The organism is Pseudomonas sp. 1 R 17, from assembly GCF_900067035.1.
Lineage (GTDB): Bacteria > Pseudomonadota > Gammaproteobacteria > Pseudomonadales > Pseudomonadaceae > Aquipseudomonas > Aquipseudomonas marginalis.
Genome location: NZ_FKLB01000020.1, coordinates 35,732 through 56,727, shown reverse-complemented (window position 1 = coordinate 56,727; position 20,996 = coordinate 35,732). Strand labels below are relative to the sequence as shown.

The following is a 20,996-nucleotide window of genomic DNA, read 5'->3' as shown; positions in this document are numbered from 1 at the left end:
CTATCGCAGGCAAGCCCTCTCCCACATTTGAAATGCTTTGCTGCTGCTTTTTGCACACTCAGGCGCAGCTCTGTGGTTTTTTCATCAGCGCGACCACCGCCCACCCCAGCAATACCCGCCCAACCGCCCATGGCACAACGCTTGCAAAACCCTCGTTATATTGTTCAATTCGAGGAGACTCCATGCGCTCATTCTCTTTCCGCCGTGCCCTCACGTCCGTGGCACTGTGCACCACGTTGCTGGCCGGCCAGGCTCACGCGCAACCCCAGGAGGGCGGGGTGCTCAACCTGGTGGCCCAGCCGGAGCCGCCCTCGCTGATGCACGGCGTAGTCAGCCATGTGTCGACCCAATACGTGAGCGGCAAGGTGCTCCAGGGCCTGCTCACCTTCGACACACACCTTGCGCCCAAACCGGTATTGGCCAAAGCCTGGACTATCTCCCCTGACGGCCTCACCTATACCTTCGACTTGCAGGACGGCGTGCACTGGCACGACGGTCCAGCGTTCACCGCCGATGACGTGGTGTTCAGCTTCCAGACCTTCTACCCCGAGGTGGACAAGCGCCTTGGCGGTATCATCACCGAGTACGTCGAGAGCATCACCGCCAAAGGTCCGCTGCAGGTGGTCTTTCACCTGAAGAAACCTTTTGCACCGTTGCTTTCGGCCTTGGGCAGCGGCTTGCGTCCGGTGGTACCGAAGCACCTTTACGAGAACACCGACTTTCGTAACAACCCCTATAACCTAAAACCGGTGGGTACCGGGCCGTTTGTGTTCGTCGAGTGGAAACGAGGCGCCTATATCAAGCTGGCCAAGAACCCCAACTACTGGAAAAAGGGCCTGCCGCACCTCGACAGCATCATCTTCCACGTCATTCCTGATGCCTCTTCGCGTGCCGCCGCGTTCGAGCGTAACGACGTGCAAGTGTTGCGCAGCGGCGATGCGGATTACTCAGACCTTAAGCGCCTGACCGCCTTGCCCGATGTGCAGTCGTCGGAAAAGGGCTGGGAGTTGTATTCGGGTCTGGCCTTCCTGCAAATCAACACGCGCAAGCCACCGTTGAACAACCCCAAGGTGCGCCAGGCGATCCTGTATGCGCTGAACCGACAGTTCATCGTCGATAACATCTTCTTCGGCTCGGGCAAGGTCGCCCAGGGGCCGTTTGTGTCCAGCTCGCCTTACCACGATCCCCAGTTGCCGCAGTACGCCTATGACGTGAAAAAGGCCAAAGCGCTGATTGCCGAATCCGGCGTGGATGTCGGCGCGGTGCGCATTCGCCTGCTCAATGGCGAGAAGGGGGGGGCCTGGGAGCGCCTGGCCGAATACACCAAGCAGTCCTTGCAACCCCTGGGTTTCAAGGTGCAGGTGGTCACGTCCGACGCGGCGACCTGGTTCCAGCGCGTAAGCGACTGGGACTTCGACCTGACCTACAATTTTATCTTCCAGATCGGCGATCCCTACCTGACCAGCGCCTACCTGTTCCGCTCCGACTACATACTCAAAACCTCGCCGTTCGCCAACGTCAGCGGCTACAACAGCGCCGAGGCCGACGCCTTGTGGGCGAAAGTCGCCGATACCCCGGAAGACCCGGAGCGCAAACAGCTCTACAGCCAGCTGGAGAACGTGCTGAACACCGACCTGCCCATCGCACCGATCTTCGAAATGCGTTACCCGACGCTGTTTCACAAACAGGTGAAAAACCTGCTGCAGACCGCTACCAGCCTTAACGAGGACTACGAGAGCGTGTACCTCGAGGCCCTGGCACCATGAATGGCGTGTTGTATTTCAGCGGGCGGCTCGTCAAGGCGTTGCTGATGGTGGTGGCGGTGCTGGTGCTGAGTTTCCTGCTGATTCGGCTGGCGCCGGGCGATCCTGCATTGCTGTTGGCAGGAGAGGCGGGGGTGGACGATGTGCAGTTTATCGAGCAGCTGCGCCAGACCATGGGCCTGGATAAACCGCTGCTCCAGCAGTTGCTGATATACCTGGGCCATATCGCCCACCTGGACCTGGGTTATTCCTACCGAAACCAGACGTCGGTGTGGTCGCTGATTGCCGAACGGTTGCCGGCAACGCTGGCATTGATGGGCTCGGCCTTTGTGGTTTCTTCCGTGCTTGGCGTGACCTTGGGTGTGCTGGCGGCGCGGGCACGGCAGACGCGGCATTGGCTGGACGGCGTGATCTCCCACGGTGCCTTGTTGCTGTACGCGATGCCGCCGTTCTGGCTGGCGATGCTGATGATTTTGCTGTTTTCCGTAAGTCTGGATTGGTTGCCGGCGTTCGGTATGGAGACCGTGGGCCGGGACTTCTCGCTGCTGGATCGCCTGCGGCATCTGTTGTTGCCGTGCCTATCCCTGAGCGTGCTGTTTCTGGCCCTGTATATCCACCTCACCCGAGCCGCCGTGCTCGATGCTCTTGGTCAGGAATACGTGCGCACTGCTCACGCCAAAGGCCTGCATCCACGACGGATCCTGTATGTACATGTGTTGCGCAATGCACTGCTGCCGGTGGTGACTTTCGCTGGTTTGCAACTCGGCCAACTGGCCAGCGGTGCGTTACTGGTGGAGGTGGTGTACTCCTGGCCTGGCATTGGCCGCTTGATGTATGACTCATTGGCCCAGCGTGACTACGGTGTGTTGATGGGCGGCTTTCTGGTGATCTCGATTTTGGTGGTGGGCTTCAATGTGTTGACCGATGTGATTTGCCGTTTGCTCGACCCACGTATTGGCGCTGGAGGACAGGGCTGATGGCGGTGCTCACACGCTTTATTCACCAGCCGTCGGCGCTGGCCGGCGCGTTGTTTTTGCTGGTGTTAGCAGCACTAGCGACTGCCGCGCCGTGGCTCACCAGTAGCTCGCCCTGGGAAATGAACACCCAGCCGATGCTACCGCCGTTCCACGATTCGGCGCACTGGCTGGGCAGCGATATGCTCGGCCGCGACCTCGGCAGCGGCTTGCTCTACGGCGCCCGTGTGTCCCTGGCCGTGGGGGTGTTGACCAGTCTGGCGACCTTGCTGGTGGGGCTGCTCGTCGGCGCTGTCGCCGGTTATTTCGGTGGATGGCTCGACGGCGCGCTGATGCGGATAGCCGAGTTCTTTCAGATCATTCCGCAGTTAGTGTTGGCGGTGATCCTGGTGGCGGTGCTGGAGCCGTCCCTGGGTTCCATCGTGCTGGCGATTTCGCTGGTAGCGTGGCCGGGCGTCGCGCGGCTAGTGCGCAGCGAATTCCTTACCCTGCGACAACGTGAGTTTGTGCAGGCGGCGCGGGTGCTGGGGCAATCGCCATTAGGCATCATCAGCCAACAAATCCTGCCCAATGCCTTGGCGCCGTTGTTGGTGACCATGACCTTTGTGATGGCCACTGCAGTTCTCACCGAAGCCGCGTTAGCGTTTCTCGGCCTGAGCGACCCTGAGGCCATGAGCTGGGGTTACATGATCAATGCGTCCCGTGGGCTGCTGCGGGATGCCTGGTGGATGAGTTTCTTGCCGGGCGTGGCGATTGTGCTGTGCGTGCTGGCGGTGAACCGGGTGGGCGAAGGCCTGCGCGTGGCCTTTGAACCGGGGAGGTCGCTATGACGTTGCTCAGTGTGGAAAACCTGCGTATCGCCTTGCCGGCCGGTGCCGACCGCAGTCACGCGCTGTATGACCTGTCGCTGCAATTGCGCAGCGGCGAATGCCTATGTGTAGTGGGCGAGTCCGGCTCGGGCAAGTCGATGTTGGCCAAGGCATTGTTGCGCCAGTTACCGACGCCGCTGAGCGTGGAAAGCGGGCGACTGGTGTTTCGTGATGAAGACCTGGCGAAGCTCAGTGAAACCGCGATGCGCCAGCTGCGCGGGCGAGATATAAGCATGGTGTTCCAGGAGCCCATGAGCGCGCTGAACCCGCTGCTGCGCGTGGGTGAGCAGATCGATGAAACCCTGCGCGCCCACGGGGTGAAATCGGCCCAGGAGCGTCGCCGACGGGTTGTGGAGTTGCTGGGTTATGTCGGCCTGCCCGAGCCTGAACGCCTGCGCCTGGTCTATCCCTTTGAGCTCTCCGGTGGCCAGCGCCAGCGCGTGGTCATCGCCATGGCGTTGGCGTTCGATCCCTCGTTACTGATCGCCGACGAACCCACCTCGGCGCTGGACGTGACCACCCAGGCGCAGATCATCGATCTGTTACGCAAGATTCAACAGGACAAGGGCATGTCGCTGTTGTTCATCACCCATGATTTCGCCGTGGTCGAGGCCATTGCCGACCGCGTGCTGGTGCTGGAAAAAGGTCAACTGGTGGAGCAGGGCAGCGCCCATCAAGTATTGCGCAAGCCTCAGGCGCTTTATACCCAGCAACTGCTGGCAGCGGTCTCGGCGCAACCTCGGGCCCCGCGCACGACGGTGGACGGGAGTGTGGTGCTCAAGGCCGAGCAACTCAATAAAGTGTTTCGCAGCAACAGCGGTTGGTGGCGCAAGCGTGCCACCCAGGCCCTGGCGCAGATTCAGTTGACCCTGCGCCAGGGTGAAACCCTCGGCATTGTTGGGGAGTCAGGCTCGGGGAAATCCACTCTGGGGCGTTGCCTTGTTCGGCTGCTACGTGCTGACAGTGGTCAAATTCAATGGCTGGGTCAGGATGTAACGGCGCTTTCCGAAGGGCGTTTGCGAGCATTGCGTAGCGATGTGCAGATGATTTTCCAGGACCCGTTTGCCTCGCTCAATCCGCGCCAGACCGTCGGTCGTATCGTCATGACCGGCCCGCTGGTACAGGGGCACTCAAAGGCCGAGGCCGAGCGGCGCACGCGCTCATTTTTGGCGTTGGTTGGGCTACCCGCCACGGCGTTCGAGCGCTATCCCCATGAGTTCTCCGGTGGCCAGCGCCAACGTATCGGTATCGCCCGTGCCTTGGCTGTGGAGCCGAAAATACTCATCGCGGACGAATGCGTTTCCGCTCTGGATGCGCTGATCCAGGTACAGATTCTCGAGTTGCTTGAAGACCTGCAACGTCGGCTCAAGCTGAGCATTGTGTTCATCACCCACGATTTGCGAGTGGCCGCCAGACTGTGTGATCGCATTGCCGTGATGCAGGGCGGGCATGTGGTGGAGCAGGGGGAAACGGCAACGCTACTGGTCCATCCGCAACACGCTTATACCCAGACCTTATTGCGTGGTTTTTCCAGAACGGTCCCCCCTTCGACAGTCACTCCTCAAAACCTTGAATCCAAAGAGGCTTGTCCCACTCATGGCTGATTTACACGCATTTTCTGATTTACCTCTGGTGCGGGGCGAGCGGGTGGAAATCCGTCCAGGACGGTACCTGAGCATCGCTTATCAACCAGGCACGCATCAGGCAGATACAGTCTTGTTCTTCGGGCATGGTGGTGGTGGTCACAAGGATCAATGGCGCGAGTTATGGCAGTCGTTGTCCGATCAGGGATACAGCCTGGTGGCGTGGGACCTGTTGGGGCACGGTGATAGCGAAAAGCCGCGCCAGCCGCAGGCCTATGCCTGGTCGGAACTGGTGGCAGATCAGCTGGAAATACTGAGCCGCTACGCGGCAAGGCGGAATATCCTGGTCGCACATTCCTTTGGTACCGGACTGGGGTTGAGTGCCTTGCTGGAGCTCCCACACAGGTTGCCGCAGGTGACCATAGATGGCGCCCTGCTGCTAGGCACACAACTGCATCGCCCGTTGAGCCGCGGTGGTCTGATGGCGCTGCCTGCCTGGGTGTTGGAGCTGCTGCGGCCGTTGCTGGCCAAGGGCTTTCGTCAGCGTGCGTGGCACCCCGCAGCCGATTCCCGGCTGGTGGCCTACGAGGAAAACCTGACTCGTCGTAATCGTCTGTATGTGTTCAAGTCTCTGCTGCAAAACGCCCAATGGCCCGACGCCGATGCCCTGGCCCGACTGACGTTGCCGACTTATGTGTTAGCGGGAGACAGCGACGGGCTGACTCCCTCCAGTGGGGGGGGAGCGCTCGCCCGACAGCTGCCAACGGGTAGCTTTGAGGTGTTGGAGCGGTGTGGTCATCAATTGATGTTGGAGCGGCCTGCACAGGTGCTGGCGGCGTTCCAGAGGCTGATGAAAAAACTTGATCAGCGTCCAGGTGCGTCCAGCTAATCTGGCTTCAGTTGTGGATGCGGGCCCTTCAGCTTAGGCGTTCGGACTACGTCACTATCAGGAGCCCTGCAGCCTGACTATCGGCCGGACTGAGATAGCGGTGCGGCTGATCGGCGAAGAACAGAATAGAGTCACCAGTAGAGAGCAGATAGCGATCATCGTTGACGCTGATTTCCAGCATGCCCTGCGACACTGTGCGGTGAAGGCATGGGCTATGCGCGAAATGGATTGGTACTCCTTGGGGTGACGGTTGTTCTGCAAGTAATGTCTGTAGTCAGCCACTGCGACATCAACCCAGCAAGCGCGCAGGTTGCTCCAACGACAATGAGCACTCTGCGTCTTTGAACTGAGGTGATCTGATAGCATTCAACGGCGGTAGGGAACTGTAGCAGGTGACTTTTCGAGAAGAAGATTGTTGAGCCTCAGGCTAGGGGCATCCTTTTCAGACCATCCAAAGCATGCCCTCAGATGTGCCCCCAATCTAGCAATCCACTGGAAGTGAACGAAGCCACATGGTTTGTGGAAATGCGAAAATGATCAGAAGAATTGCCTGTCCTACGAGGCAGAAAGACTCTCAGGCAAGCCAAAAAACATCTGAATCCGCGACCTCAACCACCGCTCCCCCGGATCATTGTCCTGCGACCCACGCCACGCCATGTGCAATTCGAACGTGCGCACCGGCAATGGCGGTTCTTCTGCACGCAAGCCTCCCGCGGCCGTCAGTGCTTCGGCCGCGTAGTCCGGCACGATGGCAACAATGTCGGTGCCTGCCAGCAACGTCCCCAGGCCGTTGAACTGCGGTACTGCGAGCACCACATGGCGCTTGCGGTCGAGCTTTTCCAACTCTTCATCGATAAACCCGCTCAAGTCGCCGGCGAACGACACCAGGGCGTGGGGGCGGGCGCAGAAGTCGTCGAGGCTCAGGGCGCCCGGCACGCTGTCGGCGCGCAGCAGTTTCGGCAGGCTGCGGCGCAGTACTTTGCGCTTGGCGTTGGCCGGCAGGTCGGCGGTGTAGCTGACGCCGATGGAAATTTCGCCGGAGGCGAGCAGGCCGGGCATCAGGATGTAGTTGACGCGGCGCACCACCAGTACGATGCCGGGGGCTTCGGCGCGCAGACGTTTGAGCAGTTGGGGCAGCAGGGCGAATTCGACGTCGTCGGACAGGCCGATGCGGAACACCGCGGTGCTGGTGGCCGGGTCGAACTCGGCGGCGCGGCTGACGGCGGTGGAAATCGAGTCCAGGGCCGGGGAGAGCAGGGCGAAGATTTCCACGGCGCGGGCCGAGGGTTCCATGGTGCGCCCGGTGCGTACGAACAACGGGTCATCGAACAGCCCGCGCAAGCGCGATAACGCTGCGCTGATGGCCGGCTGGCCAAGGAACAATTTCTCGGCAGCGCGGGTCACACTGCGCTCATGCATCAAGGTTTCGAATACGATCAAGAGGTTAAGGTCGACACGACGCAGGTCGTTACGGTTCATCTTGTGTCCTGGAAGAGTCAGCTTTACTTGACGAGAGCGGCCATATAAGAGCCCTGAAGGTCCATTCAGACGCGTGACCGGTATGAATCTTACGGGGAAAGGCTGGTACTCTGCACCGGCTAATTGAGTTTTCCTACGATACTTGAGGTCTATTCCTCAGATGCGGAATCAATGACAGACATGTCGACTATTAACGGCGACCGGTGGTCTTAGCCGGAAAGCCCAGATAGAGTTCATGGCAATAGAGGTTACTTTGACGAGGTTTGCGATGTCCCGCACGATCCGTTTTCACAAGTTTGGTCCGGCCGAGGTGCTCAAGTGCGAAGAGCATGCAGCCGCGCAGCCCGCACCGGGCGAAGTGCAGGTCCGTGTCGAGGCGATTGGCATCAGCTGGTATGACATTTTGTGGCGCCAGAACCTGGCGTCTTCCCACGCACGCCTTCCATCCGGCCTTGGCCATGAGATGGCCGGGGTGGTCGTAGCCTTGGGCGAGGGCGTGGATGACTTGGCAGTGGGCGATAAGGTGGCCAGTTTTCCGGCCGAGAGCCCCAATGATTACCCGGTGTATGGCGAGCAGATCGTCCTGCCCCGTTCGGCCCTGACCCGCTATCCGGACGTCTTGAGCCCCATCGAAGCCAGCGTGCACTACACGCCGCTGCTGGTCGCCTACTTTGCGTATGTGGACCTCGCACGGGTCAAACCCGGGCAGTTTGCCCTGGTGACCGACGCCAGCCACTGTGCCGGCCCTTCGTTTGTGCAACTGGGCAAGGCCCTGGGTGTGCGGGTGATTGCCGCCACCAAGGACAGCGCTGAGCGCGAGTACCTGCTTTCTCTGGGCGCAGAAAAAGTCATTGTCACCGAGGAACAGGACCTGCTGATGCAAATCAACAAGTTCACCGACAACCGCGGTGTCGACGTGGTGTTCGATGGCTTGGGTGGCCCGCAGATGTCGTTGCTCGGTGATGTGCTGGCGCCCCGTGGCAGCCTGGTGCTGTATGGCTTGCAGGGCGGTAACCAGACACCGTTCCCGGCGTGCGCGGCGTTCCAGAAGAACATTCAGTTCTTCGTGCACTGTATCGGCAACTTCACCGGCAAGCCGGAGCTGGGCATCATCCAGGATCAGGTGGCGTTGCAGCGTGCGTTGCGTGACATCAACCAACTGACCGCCGATCGTGTGCTCGTGCCCCTGAAAACCACGGTGTTTCCGTTCAATCAGTTTGTCGAAGCCCACCGTTACATGGATGAATGCCCGTGCCGCGAGCGGGTTGCGTTGCAGGTTGCGGCTGTTTGAGCTGTAGGAGTATTCGTAAATGAGTACTCCGACGCCTGAGTGAATGGGGCAAATGCGCCATTTGACAGGGCTTAACCCGCCCGCTCCAGAAGCTGCCGACCTGGTACTTTCAGCCCACAAATCCGGCCCTCTCTCCCTGACGCCGCCCTGAATCCCAGTGCGGCGTCGTTGCATGTGCACCTTTTACGCGACATCGGTTGCTCATCTGAGCTGGTTTCAGGCCAGCTTCTGTATCTATTAATCATTATTCCAGCACTGATAATTGCGCCTTCACTTTCATCTCAAGGACTGAGCAATGATTGAATCCATGACTCGGCTGCTGATAGTTGCTCGAACTATCGACGCGGCCCACAGGTGTACTCAGCAAGACAGGTACTTTCATAAAGCGTACCGGCCATGCAAATGGAAAAGTTGTTTGAGCCTATTGTCGGACACTTCTTTAAAAGGCTGGTTAAAAACGCGTAGGACCTTGTCGGAAGCCTCCTAAGGCTAACCTTTTAGAAATTTTTACCAATATTTTCATTAGGTTATGCGCTTGTACGGGTAAAAAATGCTTCCCGGCAATCCCTGTCGTTTTGTTGCGTGGTGCTAGTGTCTAATCATCGGCGCACAATGCGAGGCGCGATTTTCCTACACGCAAAATAGGTCAAGCAAACACTGTCAGCAGTTGCTTGAAACTGATATTTCAACTCGGGTAGTAGAACTATGAGCACTATTCACGAACAGGCTATGAATCATGTTTACCAGCAAGTTCTGCAACGTCTGATCGGGCACTTCACTCGCGCGGGACGTACCGCTCTCCAGTTACTGGTCCAGCGAATCATTGTCGCGGCAGGCGGGATGGAGCAGGTGGGGAATTTCAAGGTACTGGTGGCCCACGGTGGCGGTGAAGTCAGCAGCTATACCCTGGCGCTGCTCCGAGCGGCTCAACTGACCATTGCCGGTCGCGCGCCACGTACCTTTCAACTGAGGGTCGCGACGCTACGGCACGCGGGCATGACCGAGGGGCAGCTCGATACCCTGAATCGCGGCTACGGCCGGCTGTTTCTCCACGATGACCCGCGTGTCGAGTTGTTGATGGTGGAAAACCAGGAGGTACAACCCTTCAATCACCAGCGTCCGGTCTCAGCGATCGGGCGAAAGATCAGCCAGCGCAATATGTTGATGGTGGGCCATGTGAGTGCCGGGGACTGCCGCGCCACCCTGTGCAACGACACTTACCTGGCCGTCGGTGATTTTTACCAGCGTGTCACCACGTGCAATGGCGGCGTCCATGCGCTGGTCAGTGGTGACTCCCCGCGTAGGCAGAGTCAGTTTCTCGCCTGGCTCAAGAAAACCGCCCAGGGCGCAGGCGTCCATGTTCCCAAGGGCCATCCGCTGTCGCTCAACGCGTTGTTCGCCCACATGGACGAGTGGAGCACCGGTTATTTCCAGGATGTGTTCGGTGAGCATTACGTGGCCAGTGATAACCCCAGCACGGCGGGGCATCGTCACTTGGCCTACATCGGCATCGCCGACCTGCTGGAAGATGTCGACATCGCGTCGACCTCCCTGCTGACCGAGTTCATGGCCTACGCTCCCGATCCACTGGGCTTTCACTTCAGCCATCCGGCCTATTCCAATCCGTTGCTGATGGCTCATCTACGTGGGTTGCAGGCCGAATGCCTGCGTGCGCTGGATTATGAGGAAGGCGTCGAAGGTTTTGTCCAGCAGGCCGCCGCGTACATGCGCCGTCTGCGCATGCCCGACGACTTGCTCGTTCAGGCCGGGACCCGCGAAGGGCGCATGCTCTGGAGTACCTACGCCCAGGAGTTCTTCGGCTTGGATGAGACCCAACTGACCTGCCTGCTGTTTTCACCCTTTGTTCATCACGGAGAGCGACTGGAAGGTTATCTGCGCCAATGTCACCCGGGCATGCTGGTGGCGTTGCCTGAGTTGCACAAAGTCCTCCAGGGCAACGGTTCCGCCGAAATGCTGCAGCAGTGGGTAACGGACACCAGCGGTTTGCCGATGCCCTTGTTGCAGCACCTGTACCGCAAACGGCCGCTGGCCAGAGAAAACGGCATGTGTCGCGCCGCTGCGGCCCAGGGCGCCGCGCAGGCCGTGCCATTGTTCGGGCGATGACGCTGCGCGGCGAGCGTCAGGCGGATTTCGCGTATCAGGCGGTCTATCGCTACATGATCAGCCTGATCAACGAGGTCAGTACCGACACCCGGGTAAAACTGCCGTCGTTACGGCAGTTGGCCGGACGCCTGAACGTGTCCATTTCGACGATCCAGTACGCCTATGCGCTGCTGGAGAAGGAGGGCAGGGTGTATTCGGTGGCCAAATCCGGCTATTACGCCTGGCCGATGTCGGCAAACCCGCTGGCGTGGGCCGGCGGGGGCCTGCTTGATCGCCTCTACGCGGCGGCCCGGCGCCCCGGCATGCTGGTACTCAGTGGTGACGAGCCGGCATTGCTGGGCTCCCTGGATGAAACACTGCTGCGGCTCGAGCGGGAACTGGTGCGCCAGTACCCGTCGCATTTGCAGCCCTGGTCCCAGCCCTGCGGTGTATGGGAATTACGCGCAGCCCTGGCCGCGCGCTATACCTCGTCGCCCACGCGCTGCTGGCATGCCGACGACGTGTACATCGGCGCCGACCTGCGCGGCGTGTTGGACATCCTGATCGAAGTGCTGGGCCTGCGGGGCACCACCGTGATTGTCGAGTCGCCCTGCGACTGGTTGATCCTGCGCCTGTTGCAGGACGCCGGGGTGCGCATCATCGAGTTGCCCTGGACGCTGGAGGGTCGCCTGGATCGAACTGTGCTGGGGAAGCTGTTGCGTGATGAGCCTGTGCATCTGGTGTTGCTCTCGTCTTCCGTCAGCCTGCCCAGCGGGGTGGCCATGTCAATCGACGAGCGTCTCGACGTGGCACACCTGCTGGAGCAGTCCGGTTGTTGGTTGCTTGAAAACGACACCTTTGGCGAGCTGGGTTTTGAAGCCCCCCACACCGCATTGCGTGAACGGGTGAACCCTGAGCGGCTGATCGTGTTTTCTTCGTTCGAGAAAGTGCTCGGCTCGGAAGCCCCCTACGGCTACCTGCTGTGCCGGCGCATGAGCAATGAGTTGCAGCGTCAGTTCCTGCTGCGCTCATTCCGTTTATCGTCGATCCGTCAGCGCGCGATTGCCCGTTTGTACCAAAGCGGGCGGATTGACCAGCACCTGCACACGCTGCGCCAACGCTTGAGCGAGCAGGCGGCGCACATGAGCCAGCGCCTGGAACAGCACTTGGGCGACCAGGTGACTTATCGGATGCCGGCCGCCGGTGCCGCGTTCTGGCTGGCCTCCACCCGTGCCGTAGACATGCGCCAGGCATTTCAGCGCCTGCTGGCACGGCAAGTGGTGATCGCCCCCGGGGAGCTGTTCAGTGTCAGTGGCTTGCACCAGCAGCACCTGCGCGTGAGTCACACCTTCCACGGGCAGCCCAATCTGGATATTGCCCTGGAAGCATTGAGCGACGCGTTGCGCCAGGCGCAGACTGGGTGAAATTTCTCTTAACGATGTAGGATCGATACCATCGCGCAGCAGTCCAACTCTCAGTAAACTGGCATTTTTTCCGAATCCTTCTATCCGAGGTTTATGCATGACAATCAGTCCTTTTGCGGGCAAGCCGGCGCCGGCCCAGTTGCTGGTGGATATCCCGCGACTGGTCACGGCCTATTACACCGGCCAGCCTGATGCAGCGATCTCTACCCAGCGCGTAGCCTTTGGTACCTCCGGGCACCGTGGCAGCTCGTTCGAACTGAGCTTCAACGAATGGCATGTGCTTGCCATCAGCCAGGCCATCTGCCTGTATCGCGAAGCCCAAGGCATCAACGGCCCGCTGTTCGTTGGCCTGGATACCCATGCACTGTCGACCCCGGCCGGTGCAAGCGCGCTGGAAGTGTTGGCCGCCAATGGTGTGCACGTGATGCTCGCCGAAGGCGATGAATACACGCCAACCCCGGCAATTTCCCACGCCATCATCTGCTACAACCGTGGCCGTACCAGCGGCCTGGCCGACGGCATCGTTATCACGCCGTCCCACAACCCGCCGCAAAGTGGTGGCTACAAGTACAACCCGCCCAACGGCGGCCCGGCCGATACCCACGTCACCAAGTGGATCGAAGCCAAGGCCAACGAGCTGCTGGCCAATAAACTGGCGGGGGTCAAGCGCATCACCCATGCCCAGGCGCTCAAGGCCGACACCACCCATCGCCATGACTACCTCAACAGCTACGTGGCCGACCTGATCAACGTGATCGACATGGACGCCATCCGCAGCGCCGGCCTGCGCCTGGGCGTGGACCCGCTGGGCGGAGCAGGGGTGCGCTACTGGTCGGCGATTGCCGAGCACTATCGACTGAACCTGGAGGTGGTGAACACTGAAGTCGACGCCACGTTCCGCTTCATGAGCGTCGACTGGGACGGCCAGATCCGCATGGACCCGTCCTCCAGCTACGCCATGCAAGGCCTGATCGGTCTCAAGGAACGCTTCGACGTGGCCTTCGCCTGCGACCCGGACCACGACCGTCATGGCATCGTGACCCCGTCCGGCGGCCTGTTGGCGCCGAACAACTACCTGGCGGTGTCCATCGACTACCTGTTCCAGAACCGTCCAGACTGGCGCGCCGATGCGGCCGTGGGCAAGACCGTGGTCAGCAGCGGCCTGATCGATCGCGTGGCCGCGCGCATCGGTCGTCGTCTCTATGAAGTGCCTGTGGGCTTCAAGTGGTTTGCCGATGGCCTGTTCGAGGGTTCATTGGGCTTTGGCGGCGAAGAAAGCGCCGGGGCGTCGTTCCTGCGCAAGGATGGCACGGTGTGGAGCACCGACAAGGACGGCCTGATCCCGGCCTTGCTGGCGGCGGAAATGACCTCGCGCAAAGGCCAGGACCCGAGCCAGATCTACCGTGGTCTCACCGATGCCTTGGGCGAGCCGTTCGCCATTCGTGTCGACGCCAAGGCCACCCCGGCGCAAAAAGCCTTGCTGGGCAAGCTGTCGCCGCAACAGGTGACTTCCACCGAGCTTGCAGGCGAAAGCATCCAGCAGATCCTCAGCCATGCGCCAGGCAATAACCAGGCGATCGGCGGGTTGAAGGTGATGACCGAAAACGGCTGGTTCGCCGCGCGGCCGTCGGGTACCGAGGACATCTACAAGATCTACGCCGAGAGCTTCATTGGTGAGGACCACCTCAAGCAGCTGGTGGAAGAGGCGCAGGTGCTGGTAGACGGCGCTATCTCGGAATAACCCCAATATGGGAGGGGGCAAGCCTTAATGCCAGTCAGTTAAGGCTTTTTGTAGGAGCGAGCTTGCTCGCGAAAAACTCACAGGCGCCGCGTTCATTCAGGAAGCACGCGTTATCGTTGACGTTTTTCGCGAGCAAGCTCGCTCCTACAGGAGGCAATGTACGCTTAACTGACTGGCATTAGGGCAAGCCTCTCCCATAGTTTATTGGGCCAAAGCGTTGGATCAGGCCAGATCGACCAGCACGATCTCGCTGTCTTCAACCGCCGTTACCCGCAACACTTGCTCATCCTCAACCGCCACACCGTCTCGAGCGTGCGCACGCAAGCCGTTGACCTCAATCACGCCGGTCGCCGGTACCAGATAAGCCCGACGCCCAATGTCCAAGCGGTATTCCGCGCTTTCCCCGGCTTTCAGGTTCGCCGCTACCAGGCGTGCATCCGCGCGGATGCGCAGGCTCTCGCTGTCACCGGCCTTGCCACTGGCCAGGGTCACAAACCCTTCGCGATCACCTTTCGGAAACGGCTTGGCGCCCCAGGAGGGTGGCAGGCCGGCCTCGTTCGGGATGATCCAGATCTGGAAGATCTTGGTCGGCGTGGCTTCCAGGTTGTACTCGCTGTGGGCGATCCCCGTGCCTGCGCTCATCACCTGCACATCACCGGCCTCGGTGCGGCCCTTGTTGCCCAGGTTGTCGGCGTGGCTGATGGCGCCTTCACGCACATAGGTAATGATCTCCATGTCGCGATGGGCGTGCTGCGGGAAGCCGGTGCCGGGGGCGATGATGTCGTCGTTCCAGACCCGCAGGTTGCCCCAATGCATACGCTCGGGGTCGTGGTATTCGGCAAATGAAAAGTGGTGATGGGCGTCAAGCCAGCCATGGTGGGCGCCGCCCAGGGCGTTGAAAGGTCGAAGTTCAAGCATGATCGTCTCCTGTTGATGGCGCCTATGATCCGTGAGCCCATGATCGAAAAAAAGCGTAAAAAATGCCTGATTCCTATCGGTTAATTAGATTGATTGCTGGCGTTTTGACTTTCACTTCATCGCCTAACTGCATGACGGTAAAGCAATTGGCTGGAACTGAGCGCCGATTCCGGCGACCATGGTGCCCTTGTCAAAACCCAGCTCATCGCAGGAGTCCGCGTGCCGCAACACAAGCCTGATCTGCCCCCCGAACTGCGCCCATTGGCGGAAATGCCGCTGCTCAAACGCCTTGCCGCACGCCTGTTTGGCCATGGCCTGACGCGTTTGCGCGCACAGCATCGGTTTTCCTGGTTGCACGGGCAGGCCGATGGTTTTCGCAGTGGTCACGAGGCCGGCGTGGAGTATGGCTATCGCGAGGGCAAGGCCGATGGCCTCGAGGAAGGCCGACAAGTCCTGTTGATCCGCGACTTCCGTCCCGATGAGCACCGCGCGCCCGGCGTCGATGACAGCCTGTTCGACGATTGGCGGCTACCCTTGACCGCCGACGTGAAGAAACGCATCAAGGCTGATGTGGCCCGGTTGCTGCCGGCCCATGCCCAGCCGAGCGCGGCGCAATGGAAGATGATCTTCAGCGATACGCCGTCAACCTCGGTGATCGCCGGTGCCGGCGCGGGTAAATCCACCTCGCTGGTGCTGCGTATTTTGCTGCTCACCCATTACCTGGGGTTCGAATTGAGCTCGATGACCGTGGTGACCTTCACCCGCGAGTCGCGCAAAGACTTCATCAACAAGCTCATGGACATTCTCACCCTGTGGGGCCAACCCATTGATATGAAAGAAGCCCAGGCGGTGGTACGCACCTTTCACTCGCGCATCCTGCCGATGGTCCGCAGCCTGCCGGGTTTTGAGCGCCTGCAGGCGTTTGAAAACCTCAGTGCCGGTTTCGAAGACGCTGACAGCAACCCGTTCGACCTGCGCATCAGCGACGCCCAGCGCCAGCAGATGAATGCCTGCTACCACCAGTTGCAGGGGCGACATGCACGGTTTCGTGAACTGATTGCACCGCTGGCACGCCACGGCCTGCAACTGCGCGAACTGGAGCGCGATCATCCGGATGTACAAAAGCGCATAGCGGTGACCGAACTGGCGGCCAAGCGCGATGAAGAACTCTGCGATGTGATCGAGGACCTGTGGTTTCGTGCCGGCGCCTGGCCGATCAAGGGGATTGAGCCCAGTCGCCAGCGCTTCGAAATCAATGGCGCGCAGTTCCATTGCCACGGCTATATCCCGGCACTGGATGCGTGGGTAGTGCTGGGCTTTGACGCCAGGGAAAACCCCCAGGTCAGCCGGCCGAATTCGAAGCTGTCGGTCCGTGCAGAGTGGGCGGTAAAGCGCACCTTGTTTCAAGCTTTCTGTCGTAAGCCATTGATATGGATGGATAGTTATGATGCATCAAAGCGTCTTTTAAGCAGCCTCGCCGGGGATGCCAGCGCGGGTCCCGGCTTTGATTACAAGGTCAAGGGTGAGCTGGCGTCGGCGCCGCTGCTGGACAGTTTCGTGATGGCCGCCGGCTTTATCGAGAACCTGGGGCTGGACGTGCCGACTGCCGTCGGCCAGATGAGCTTCGCCAAGGACGACCCGGACCGGTTCTTCTTTGAAGCCCTGAGCATTTTCTGGAAGGCCCTGGAAGACCACCTTCTCGACCAATCACCGCCGATCATGACCTATAACCGCATGTTCTCGCTGTTCGGCGAGAACACCCCGGAAAATCTCAAGCTCCTCAGCGATCCGCTGCTGCGGCCAATGTCGCACCTGATGATCGACGAATTCCAGGACGTATCGCCCCAGATCGTTTCGTGGATACGCGCGAGCCTGCGGGAAATCCGCAGTCGTGGGCCGGCGATGCATGTGGGCCGTGGTGCGCAACGTTCGTCCTTGCTGTGCGTGGGCGATGACTGGCAGTCGATCTACGGCTGGCGCGGCAGTTCGCCCAAGTACTTCATGGAATTCAACCAGCAATTCCCGGCGCCGAGCACTACCCGCGTCATGCTCGGCGAGAACTACCGCAGCCATCAGCACATCATCGACGCCGCCGAACATATCGTGCGCGCCGCACCGGCCATCCCGGGGAAAAAGGCCAAGGCCAGCGGCACGCCAAAAGCCTTGGTGCCGGTCACGGTATTGGAGCGGGACGATGCGGCGTTGGGGCGGCAACTGCTGGAGCATTATCAACGGGGCGATTCGATATTAATTCTGTATCGAAAAAGTAGCGATAAGTTACTGATTAAAGAGCATATTCAGTCGATTGTTAATGTTGATTCTAGCTTGCCCGCAGCGACGCGCAGGTTGAAGCAGCTGACGTACCACAGCGCCAAGGGCCTGCAGGCGGATGCGGTGTTCCTGCTCGGTGATTGCCAGCATGTGACCAGCTCGCCCTACAAGAACCAGGTCTACCGCATGGCGGGCCTGGGCAAGGACGGGGACAGCGAACCCTACGACACTGCGCAAAAGGACGAAGTGCTGCGCCTGGCCTACGTCGGGATTACCCGGGCCGTGAGCCATTGCTACTGGTATGTGGAAAAAACCGAGGGCCAGGCGGTGAATGTGCCCAAAGCCTCGGAGCGGGTCGACGGCAGGAAAGCGTTTTTCGACGATCAGCGCCATTAGTAGGGGACAAATGCGATTCCAACGTGGGAGGAGGCTTGCCCCCTCCCACAGTTGAGCTTCTTTCTGCTGGCTGGACCGGAATCAGGCCCTCAGCGACAACGGCGGCACAAACGACTCCAACTCATCCTCCACCGCCTCGATAATCCGCTCCACATCGGCAGCATTCATCACGGTGGCGCAGGGGATGCCGGCGATGGCAATCAGCGTCTCGCCGCTGGCCCGGTCGAACAGGCGGGCGACCATACTGCCGGGCGCATCCATGCTGCCCTCGAAGCCCATCGGATGAAAATGCCAGCGCATCAGCTGGCAGGCGTTGGGGAATGTCACTTTGTTCATGTTGCCCACCTTGTTCATTGAGCGCTTCCTTTAGCTCGCGGCAGGGGGCCAGGACCGTCACTGGTCGTGGCGTCGTAGAAGCTAAAAATAGCATTCGTTCGCAAGTACAAGGTGACTTTTTCTGCCCCGTTCGGCGGTTGTCAGCCATTCACTTGATGTGGGTCATCTCTTACTCACGATTGGGCACAATGCCACTAATGCGAAGTTCCAATTGGCCATTGTCGGCAGTGGCAAAATTCGGCAATCTCCGAGGTTTACCCGCCTCAGAGCCTTCCATGCCCGACATCGCGCCAGACGATGATTGCCATAACACCCACGCCACGCGTGAGCTGGTGTTGCGCCACCACCTGTGCTGGCGTCATCGCGATCTTGACGGCGTGATGTCCTACTACCACCCGGACATCCAGTACCACGACTTTTTCCAGAACCGTGTGGTCGGTTACGCCGAACTGCGTGAGTACCTGCAAGCCAGCATGCCCCGCGAAGCCGACGAAGCCATTGAGCATACCGACCGCATCCGTGCCGATGGCGACACGGCATTCATCCAGTACCGCATCACCTTGCGCGGCGGTCAGGGGCTGGTGTCATTCCGTACCAGCGAGGCCATCACCGTCCGCGATGGGTTGATCTGGCGCGTCAACGAGTACGCGTCATTGGTGCATGAACAACCCTCCCAGGCCCAGCGCCCCAGCGTCAGCCGCCTGGGCCTGTCACCCCAGCAATTGGGGCATATGGCCAATGACTTGCAGCAGTACTTCGAGTGCAGGCAGCCTTATCTGGACCCGGAACTGGACCTGCAGCGTGTCGCCAAGGAGTGTGGCTACAGCCGCAATCAGATTTCCTACCTGCTCAACCAGGTGCTGGGGCAAAGCTTCTACCGCTACGTCAACCAGGCTCGGCTCCAGCACCTGCTGGCCGCACTGGATACCGCGCAACCACCGATCAAGGTCGACGACCTTGCCTTCGCCGCCGGTTTCAATTCGTTGTCGGCGTTCTACAGCGCCTTCCGCCAGCACACCGGCCAGTCGCCCAAGGCCTACGTCAAACAAATTTCCCTGCGTGCACGCGCGCAAGACAGCGAATAACCCGGAGTTCTAGGATCCCTCCATCGAAATGTGGTTGGGGAACTTGGCATGCCGGCATGGCGCACTATCAGTTTATGGATGGACCAACTGGACGACCCGCTGTTGGCGCGGCCGGCCCTTGAGCATGACCTGGACGTCAACGTGGCCATTATCGGCGCCGGTTACACGGGAATGTGGACCGCCTACTACCTGAAACGCCAGGCGCCTGAGTTGAAGATCGCGATTATCGAGGCGCAAACCGCTGGCTTCGGCGCCTCGGGCCGTAACGGCGGCTGGCTGATGGGCAATCTGCTGGGCGAAGACCGCCTGCTGGCCGGCCTTGCGCCTGAACAGCGCCGCGCCTCCTTCGACCTGCTGCATGGCATTCCCGACGAAGTGGCCCAAGTGCTGGCCCGGGAAGGCATCGACTGCGACTACCGCAAGGGCGGCGCGCTGTACTGCGCCGCACGCTACCCCGAGCAGGAAGGCAGCCTGCGCGCTTACCTGGACAAGCTCTACGCCCAAGGCCTGACCGAAGCCGACTATCGCTGGCTGAGCCCTCGACAGTTGGCTGAACAGATCCGCATCGCCAAGCCCTATGGCGGTATCCATGCCCCCCATGTCGCCACGATCAACCCGGCCAAGCTAGTGCGCGGTCTTGCGCGGGTGTTGGAGAGCATGGGCGTGACGATCTATGAAAACACGCCGGTGACCCACTGGCAGTCCGGTACTGTGCGCACCGCCAAGGCCCGTGTGCGCGCTGCCTGGGTGGTGCCGGCTGTCGAGGGTTATGCGAATACCTTGCCGCCCCTCGGCCGATACCAGTTGCCGGTGCAAAGCCTGATCGTTGCCACCGAACCGCTGCCCGCCGGCACCTGGGATGAAATCGGCCTGAGCCATGGCCAGGCCTTTGGCGAAAGCAGCCGCCAGGTCACCTATGGCCAGCGTACGGTGGATAACCGCCTGGTGTTCGGCGCCCGCGGTGGTTACCAGTTCGCTGGCAAATTGCGCCACAACTTTGATTTGACTGACAGCGAAGTGGCACTGCGCCGCTACCTGTTCGGCGAACTCTTCCCACAGCTGAAAAAGGTGCGGATTACCCATTCCTGGGGTGGCAACCTCGGCATGTCGCGCCGTTTCCGCCCGCACATGCTCTGCGATCACAAGACCGGCATCGCCCTGGCCGGTGGTTACGGCGGGGAGGGCGTCGGTGCCACCAACCTGGGCGGCCGCACCCTGGCCGACCTGATCCTCAGTCGCGACACACCGCTGATCCACCAACCCTGGGTGATCCGTGAGCGTGGCCTGCACGCGCTCAAGGCCTGGGAGCCGGAGCCATGCCGCTGGCTTGGCTACAACGCGATCATTCGCAGTTTTGTCCATGAAGACCAGGTGCTGGCCAACCCCAACACAGCACCTTGGCGCCGCAAGCTGGCGATCGGCATAGCCGGGTTCATGGAAGGTTTCATGCATTGAGCCGTTTCACCTACACGAGAAAACCCCATGAGCATCACTCAATTCAAAGACGCGCTGCATGCCCAACTGCCGGACTCATCACCGGTGGCCGTGCCCCTGGGCGAGCCGATCGCCGTGGCCTCGACCTTGAGCGTTGAACGCAGCGACGGCGTCGAGACCGGTATCTGGGAATGCACCCCAGGCCGCTGGCGTCGGCAGATCACATCCCAGGAGTTCTGCCACTTTATCCAGGGTCGCTGCACCTTCACCCCTGACAACGGTGAAATCGTTCACATACAAGCCGGTGACGCACTGATGTTGCCGGCCAACAGCACCGGTATCTGGGACATCCAGGCAACCGTGCGCAAAACCTACGTACTGATTTTGTAACGCTTTGATCCTTGATCGCCTGCCATAAAAACAGCCCTAAAATCGCCAGG

Annotated in this window: 16 protein-coding genes and 1 pseudogene; 13 read left to right on the top strand and 4 right to left on the bottom strand. The window is 60.4% G+C overall.

Features of this window, described 5'->3' with window-relative positions; translation table 11 throughout:
• The first annotated feature begins 182 nt into the window (after positions 1-182).
• Genes BFP99_RS04715 through BFP99_RS04695 form a run of 5 tightly spaced genes read left to right on the top strand, consistent with a single transcriptional unit; the run spans position 183 to position 6,078 of the window.
• On the top strand, positions 183-1,766 hold the full coding sequence (locus BFP99_RS04715; protein WP_065927615.1) for an ABC transporter substrate-binding protein: 1,584 nt from the start codon (positions 183-185) through the stop codon (positions 1,764-1,766).
• Positions 1,763-2,740, top strand: coding sequence for an ABC transporter permease (locus BFP99_RS04710; protein WP_065927614.1), 978 nt, complete (start codon positions 1,763-1,765; stop codon positions 2,738-2,740). The genes BFP99_RS04715 and BFP99_RS04710 overlap by 4 nt, the downstream gene beginning before the upstream one ends.
• Positions 2,740-3,567, top strand: a complete 828-nt coding sequence (locus BFP99_RS04705; RefSeq protein ID WP_065946733.1) for an ABC transporter permease — start codon at positions 2,740-2,742, stop codon at positions 3,565-3,567. Before BFP99_RS04710 ends, BFP99_RS04705 begins: the two co-directional genes overlap by 1 nt.
• The gene (locus BFP99_RS04700; RefSeq protein WP_065946732.1) at positions 3,564-5,210 is read left to right on the top strand and encodes a dipeptide ABC transporter ATP-binding protein; all 1,647 of its coding nucleotides are present in this window, start codon (positions 3,564-3,566) and stop codon (positions 5,208-5,210) included. Before BFP99_RS04705 ends, BFP99_RS04700 begins: the two co-directional genes overlap by 4 nt.
• On the top strand, positions 5,203-6,078 hold the full coding sequence (locus BFP99_RS04695) for an alpha/beta fold hydrolase (RefSeq protein WP_065946731.1): 876 nt from the start codon (positions 5,203-5,205) through the stop codon (positions 6,076-6,078). The genes BFP99_RS04700 and BFP99_RS04695 overlap by 8 nt, the downstream gene beginning before the upstream one ends.
• Before the next feature lie 46 nt (positions 6,079-6,124).
• Here BFP99_RS04695 and BFP99_RS31715 read toward each other — a convergent pair.
• Positions 6,125-6,325 (bottom strand): annotated as a pseudogene (locus tag BFP99_RS31715) (cupin domain-containing protein); the annotation flags it as partial.
• Positions 6,326-6,633: 308 nt separating this feature from the next.
• The gene (locus BFP99_RS04690; RefSeq protein WP_065946730.1) at positions 6,634-7,557 is read right to left on the bottom strand and encodes a LysR substrate-binding domain-containing protein; all 924 of its coding nucleotides are present in this window, start codon (positions 7,555-7,557) and stop codon (positions 6,634-6,636) included.
• A 268-nt stretch (positions 7,558-7,825) separates the two neighbouring features.
• Here BFP99_RS04690 and BFP99_RS04685 point away from each other — a divergent pair, with 268 nt between their 5' ends.
• The 4 genes from BFP99_RS04685 to pgm all read left to right on the top strand — a co-directional run bounded on the left by BFP99_RS04685 (position 7,826) and on the right by pgm (position 14,116).
• Positions 7,826-8,848 carry a zinc-dependent alcohol dehydrogenase family protein gene (locus BFP99_RS04685; protein WP_065927601.1) on the top strand — a complete coding sequence of 341 codons (1,023 nt, stop codon included), beginning with the start codon at positions 7,826-7,828 and terminating at the stop codon, positions 8,846-8,848.
• 705 nt (positions 8,849-9,553) lie between these two features.
• Positions 9,554-10,972 carry a hypothetical protein gene (locus BFP99_RS04680; RefSeq protein ID WP_065946729.1) on the top strand — a complete coding sequence of 473 codons (1,419 nt, stop codon included), beginning with the start codon at positions 9,554-9,556 and terminating at the stop codon, positions 10,970-10,972.
• Positions 10,969-12,375, top strand: coding sequence for an aminotransferase-like domain-containing protein (locus BFP99_RS04675; protein ID WP_065927599.1), 1,407 nt, complete (start codon positions 10,969-10,971; stop codon positions 12,373-12,375). The genes BFP99_RS04680 and BFP99_RS04675 overlap by 4 nt, the downstream gene beginning before the upstream one ends.
• A 97-nt stretch (positions 12,376-12,472) precedes the next feature.
• On the top strand, positions 12,473-14,116 hold the full coding sequence (pgm, locus tag BFP99_RS04670; protein WP_065927598.1) for a phosphoglucomutase (alpha-D-glucose-1,6-bisphosphate-dependent): 1,644 nt from the start codon (positions 12,473-12,475) through the stop codon (positions 14,114-14,116).
• A 222-nt stretch (positions 14,117-14,338) separates the two neighbouring features.
• On the opposite strand, the gene BFP99_RS04665 is transcribed toward pgm, so the two are convergent.
• Positions 14,339-15,034, bottom strand: coding sequence for a pirin family protein (locus BFP99_RS04665; RefSeq protein ID WP_065946728.1), 696 nt, complete (start codon positions 15,032-15,034; stop codon positions 14,339-14,341).
• 219 nt (positions 15,035-15,253) lie between these two features.
• Between BFP99_RS04665 and BFP99_RS04660 the strand changes: the two genes are divergently transcribed.
• Positions 15,254-17,701, top strand: a complete 2,448-nt coding sequence (locus tag BFP99_RS04660) for a UvrD-helicase domain-containing protein (protein WP_065946727.1) — start codon at positions 15,254-15,256, stop codon at positions 17,699-17,701.
• Positions 17,702-17,782: 81 nt separating this feature from the next.
• Here BFP99_RS04660 and BFP99_RS04655 read toward each other — a convergent pair whose 3' ends face one another.
• Complete coding sequence (locus BFP99_RS04655) at positions 17,783-18,055, bottom strand: DUF1652 domain-containing protein (RefSeq protein ID WP_027605770.1); 273 nt, start codon at positions 18,053-18,055, stop codon at positions 17,783-17,785.
• Between the two features lie 257 nt (positions 18,056-18,312).
• Between BFP99_RS04655 and BFP99_RS04650 the strand changes: the two genes are divergently transcribed.
• From BFP99_RS04650 to BFP99_RS04640, 3 genes are read left to right on the top strand one after another with little or no spacing between them, the layout of a single operon-like run.
• Positions 18,313-19,122 (top strand): helix-turn-helix transcriptional regulator, encoded by an 810-nt coding sequence (locus BFP99_RS04650; RefSeq protein WP_065927595.1) that lies wholly within the window; start codon positions 18,313-18,315, stop codon positions 19,120-19,122.
• Between the two features lie 48 nt (positions 19,123-19,170).
• The gene (locus tag BFP99_RS04645) at positions 19,171-20,577 is read left to right on the top strand and encodes an NAD(P)/FAD-dependent oxidoreductase (RefSeq protein WP_065946726.1); all 1,407 of its coding nucleotides are present in this window, start codon (positions 19,171-19,173) and stop codon (positions 20,575-20,577) included.
• A 27-nt stretch (positions 20,578-20,604) separates the two neighbouring features.
• Positions 20,605-20,946, top strand: coding sequence for a cupin domain-containing protein (locus tag BFP99_RS04640; RefSeq protein ID WP_065927593.1), 342 nt, complete (start codon positions 20,605-20,607; stop codon positions 20,944-20,946).
• The last annotated feature ends 50 nt before the right edge of the window (positions 20,947-20,996 follow it).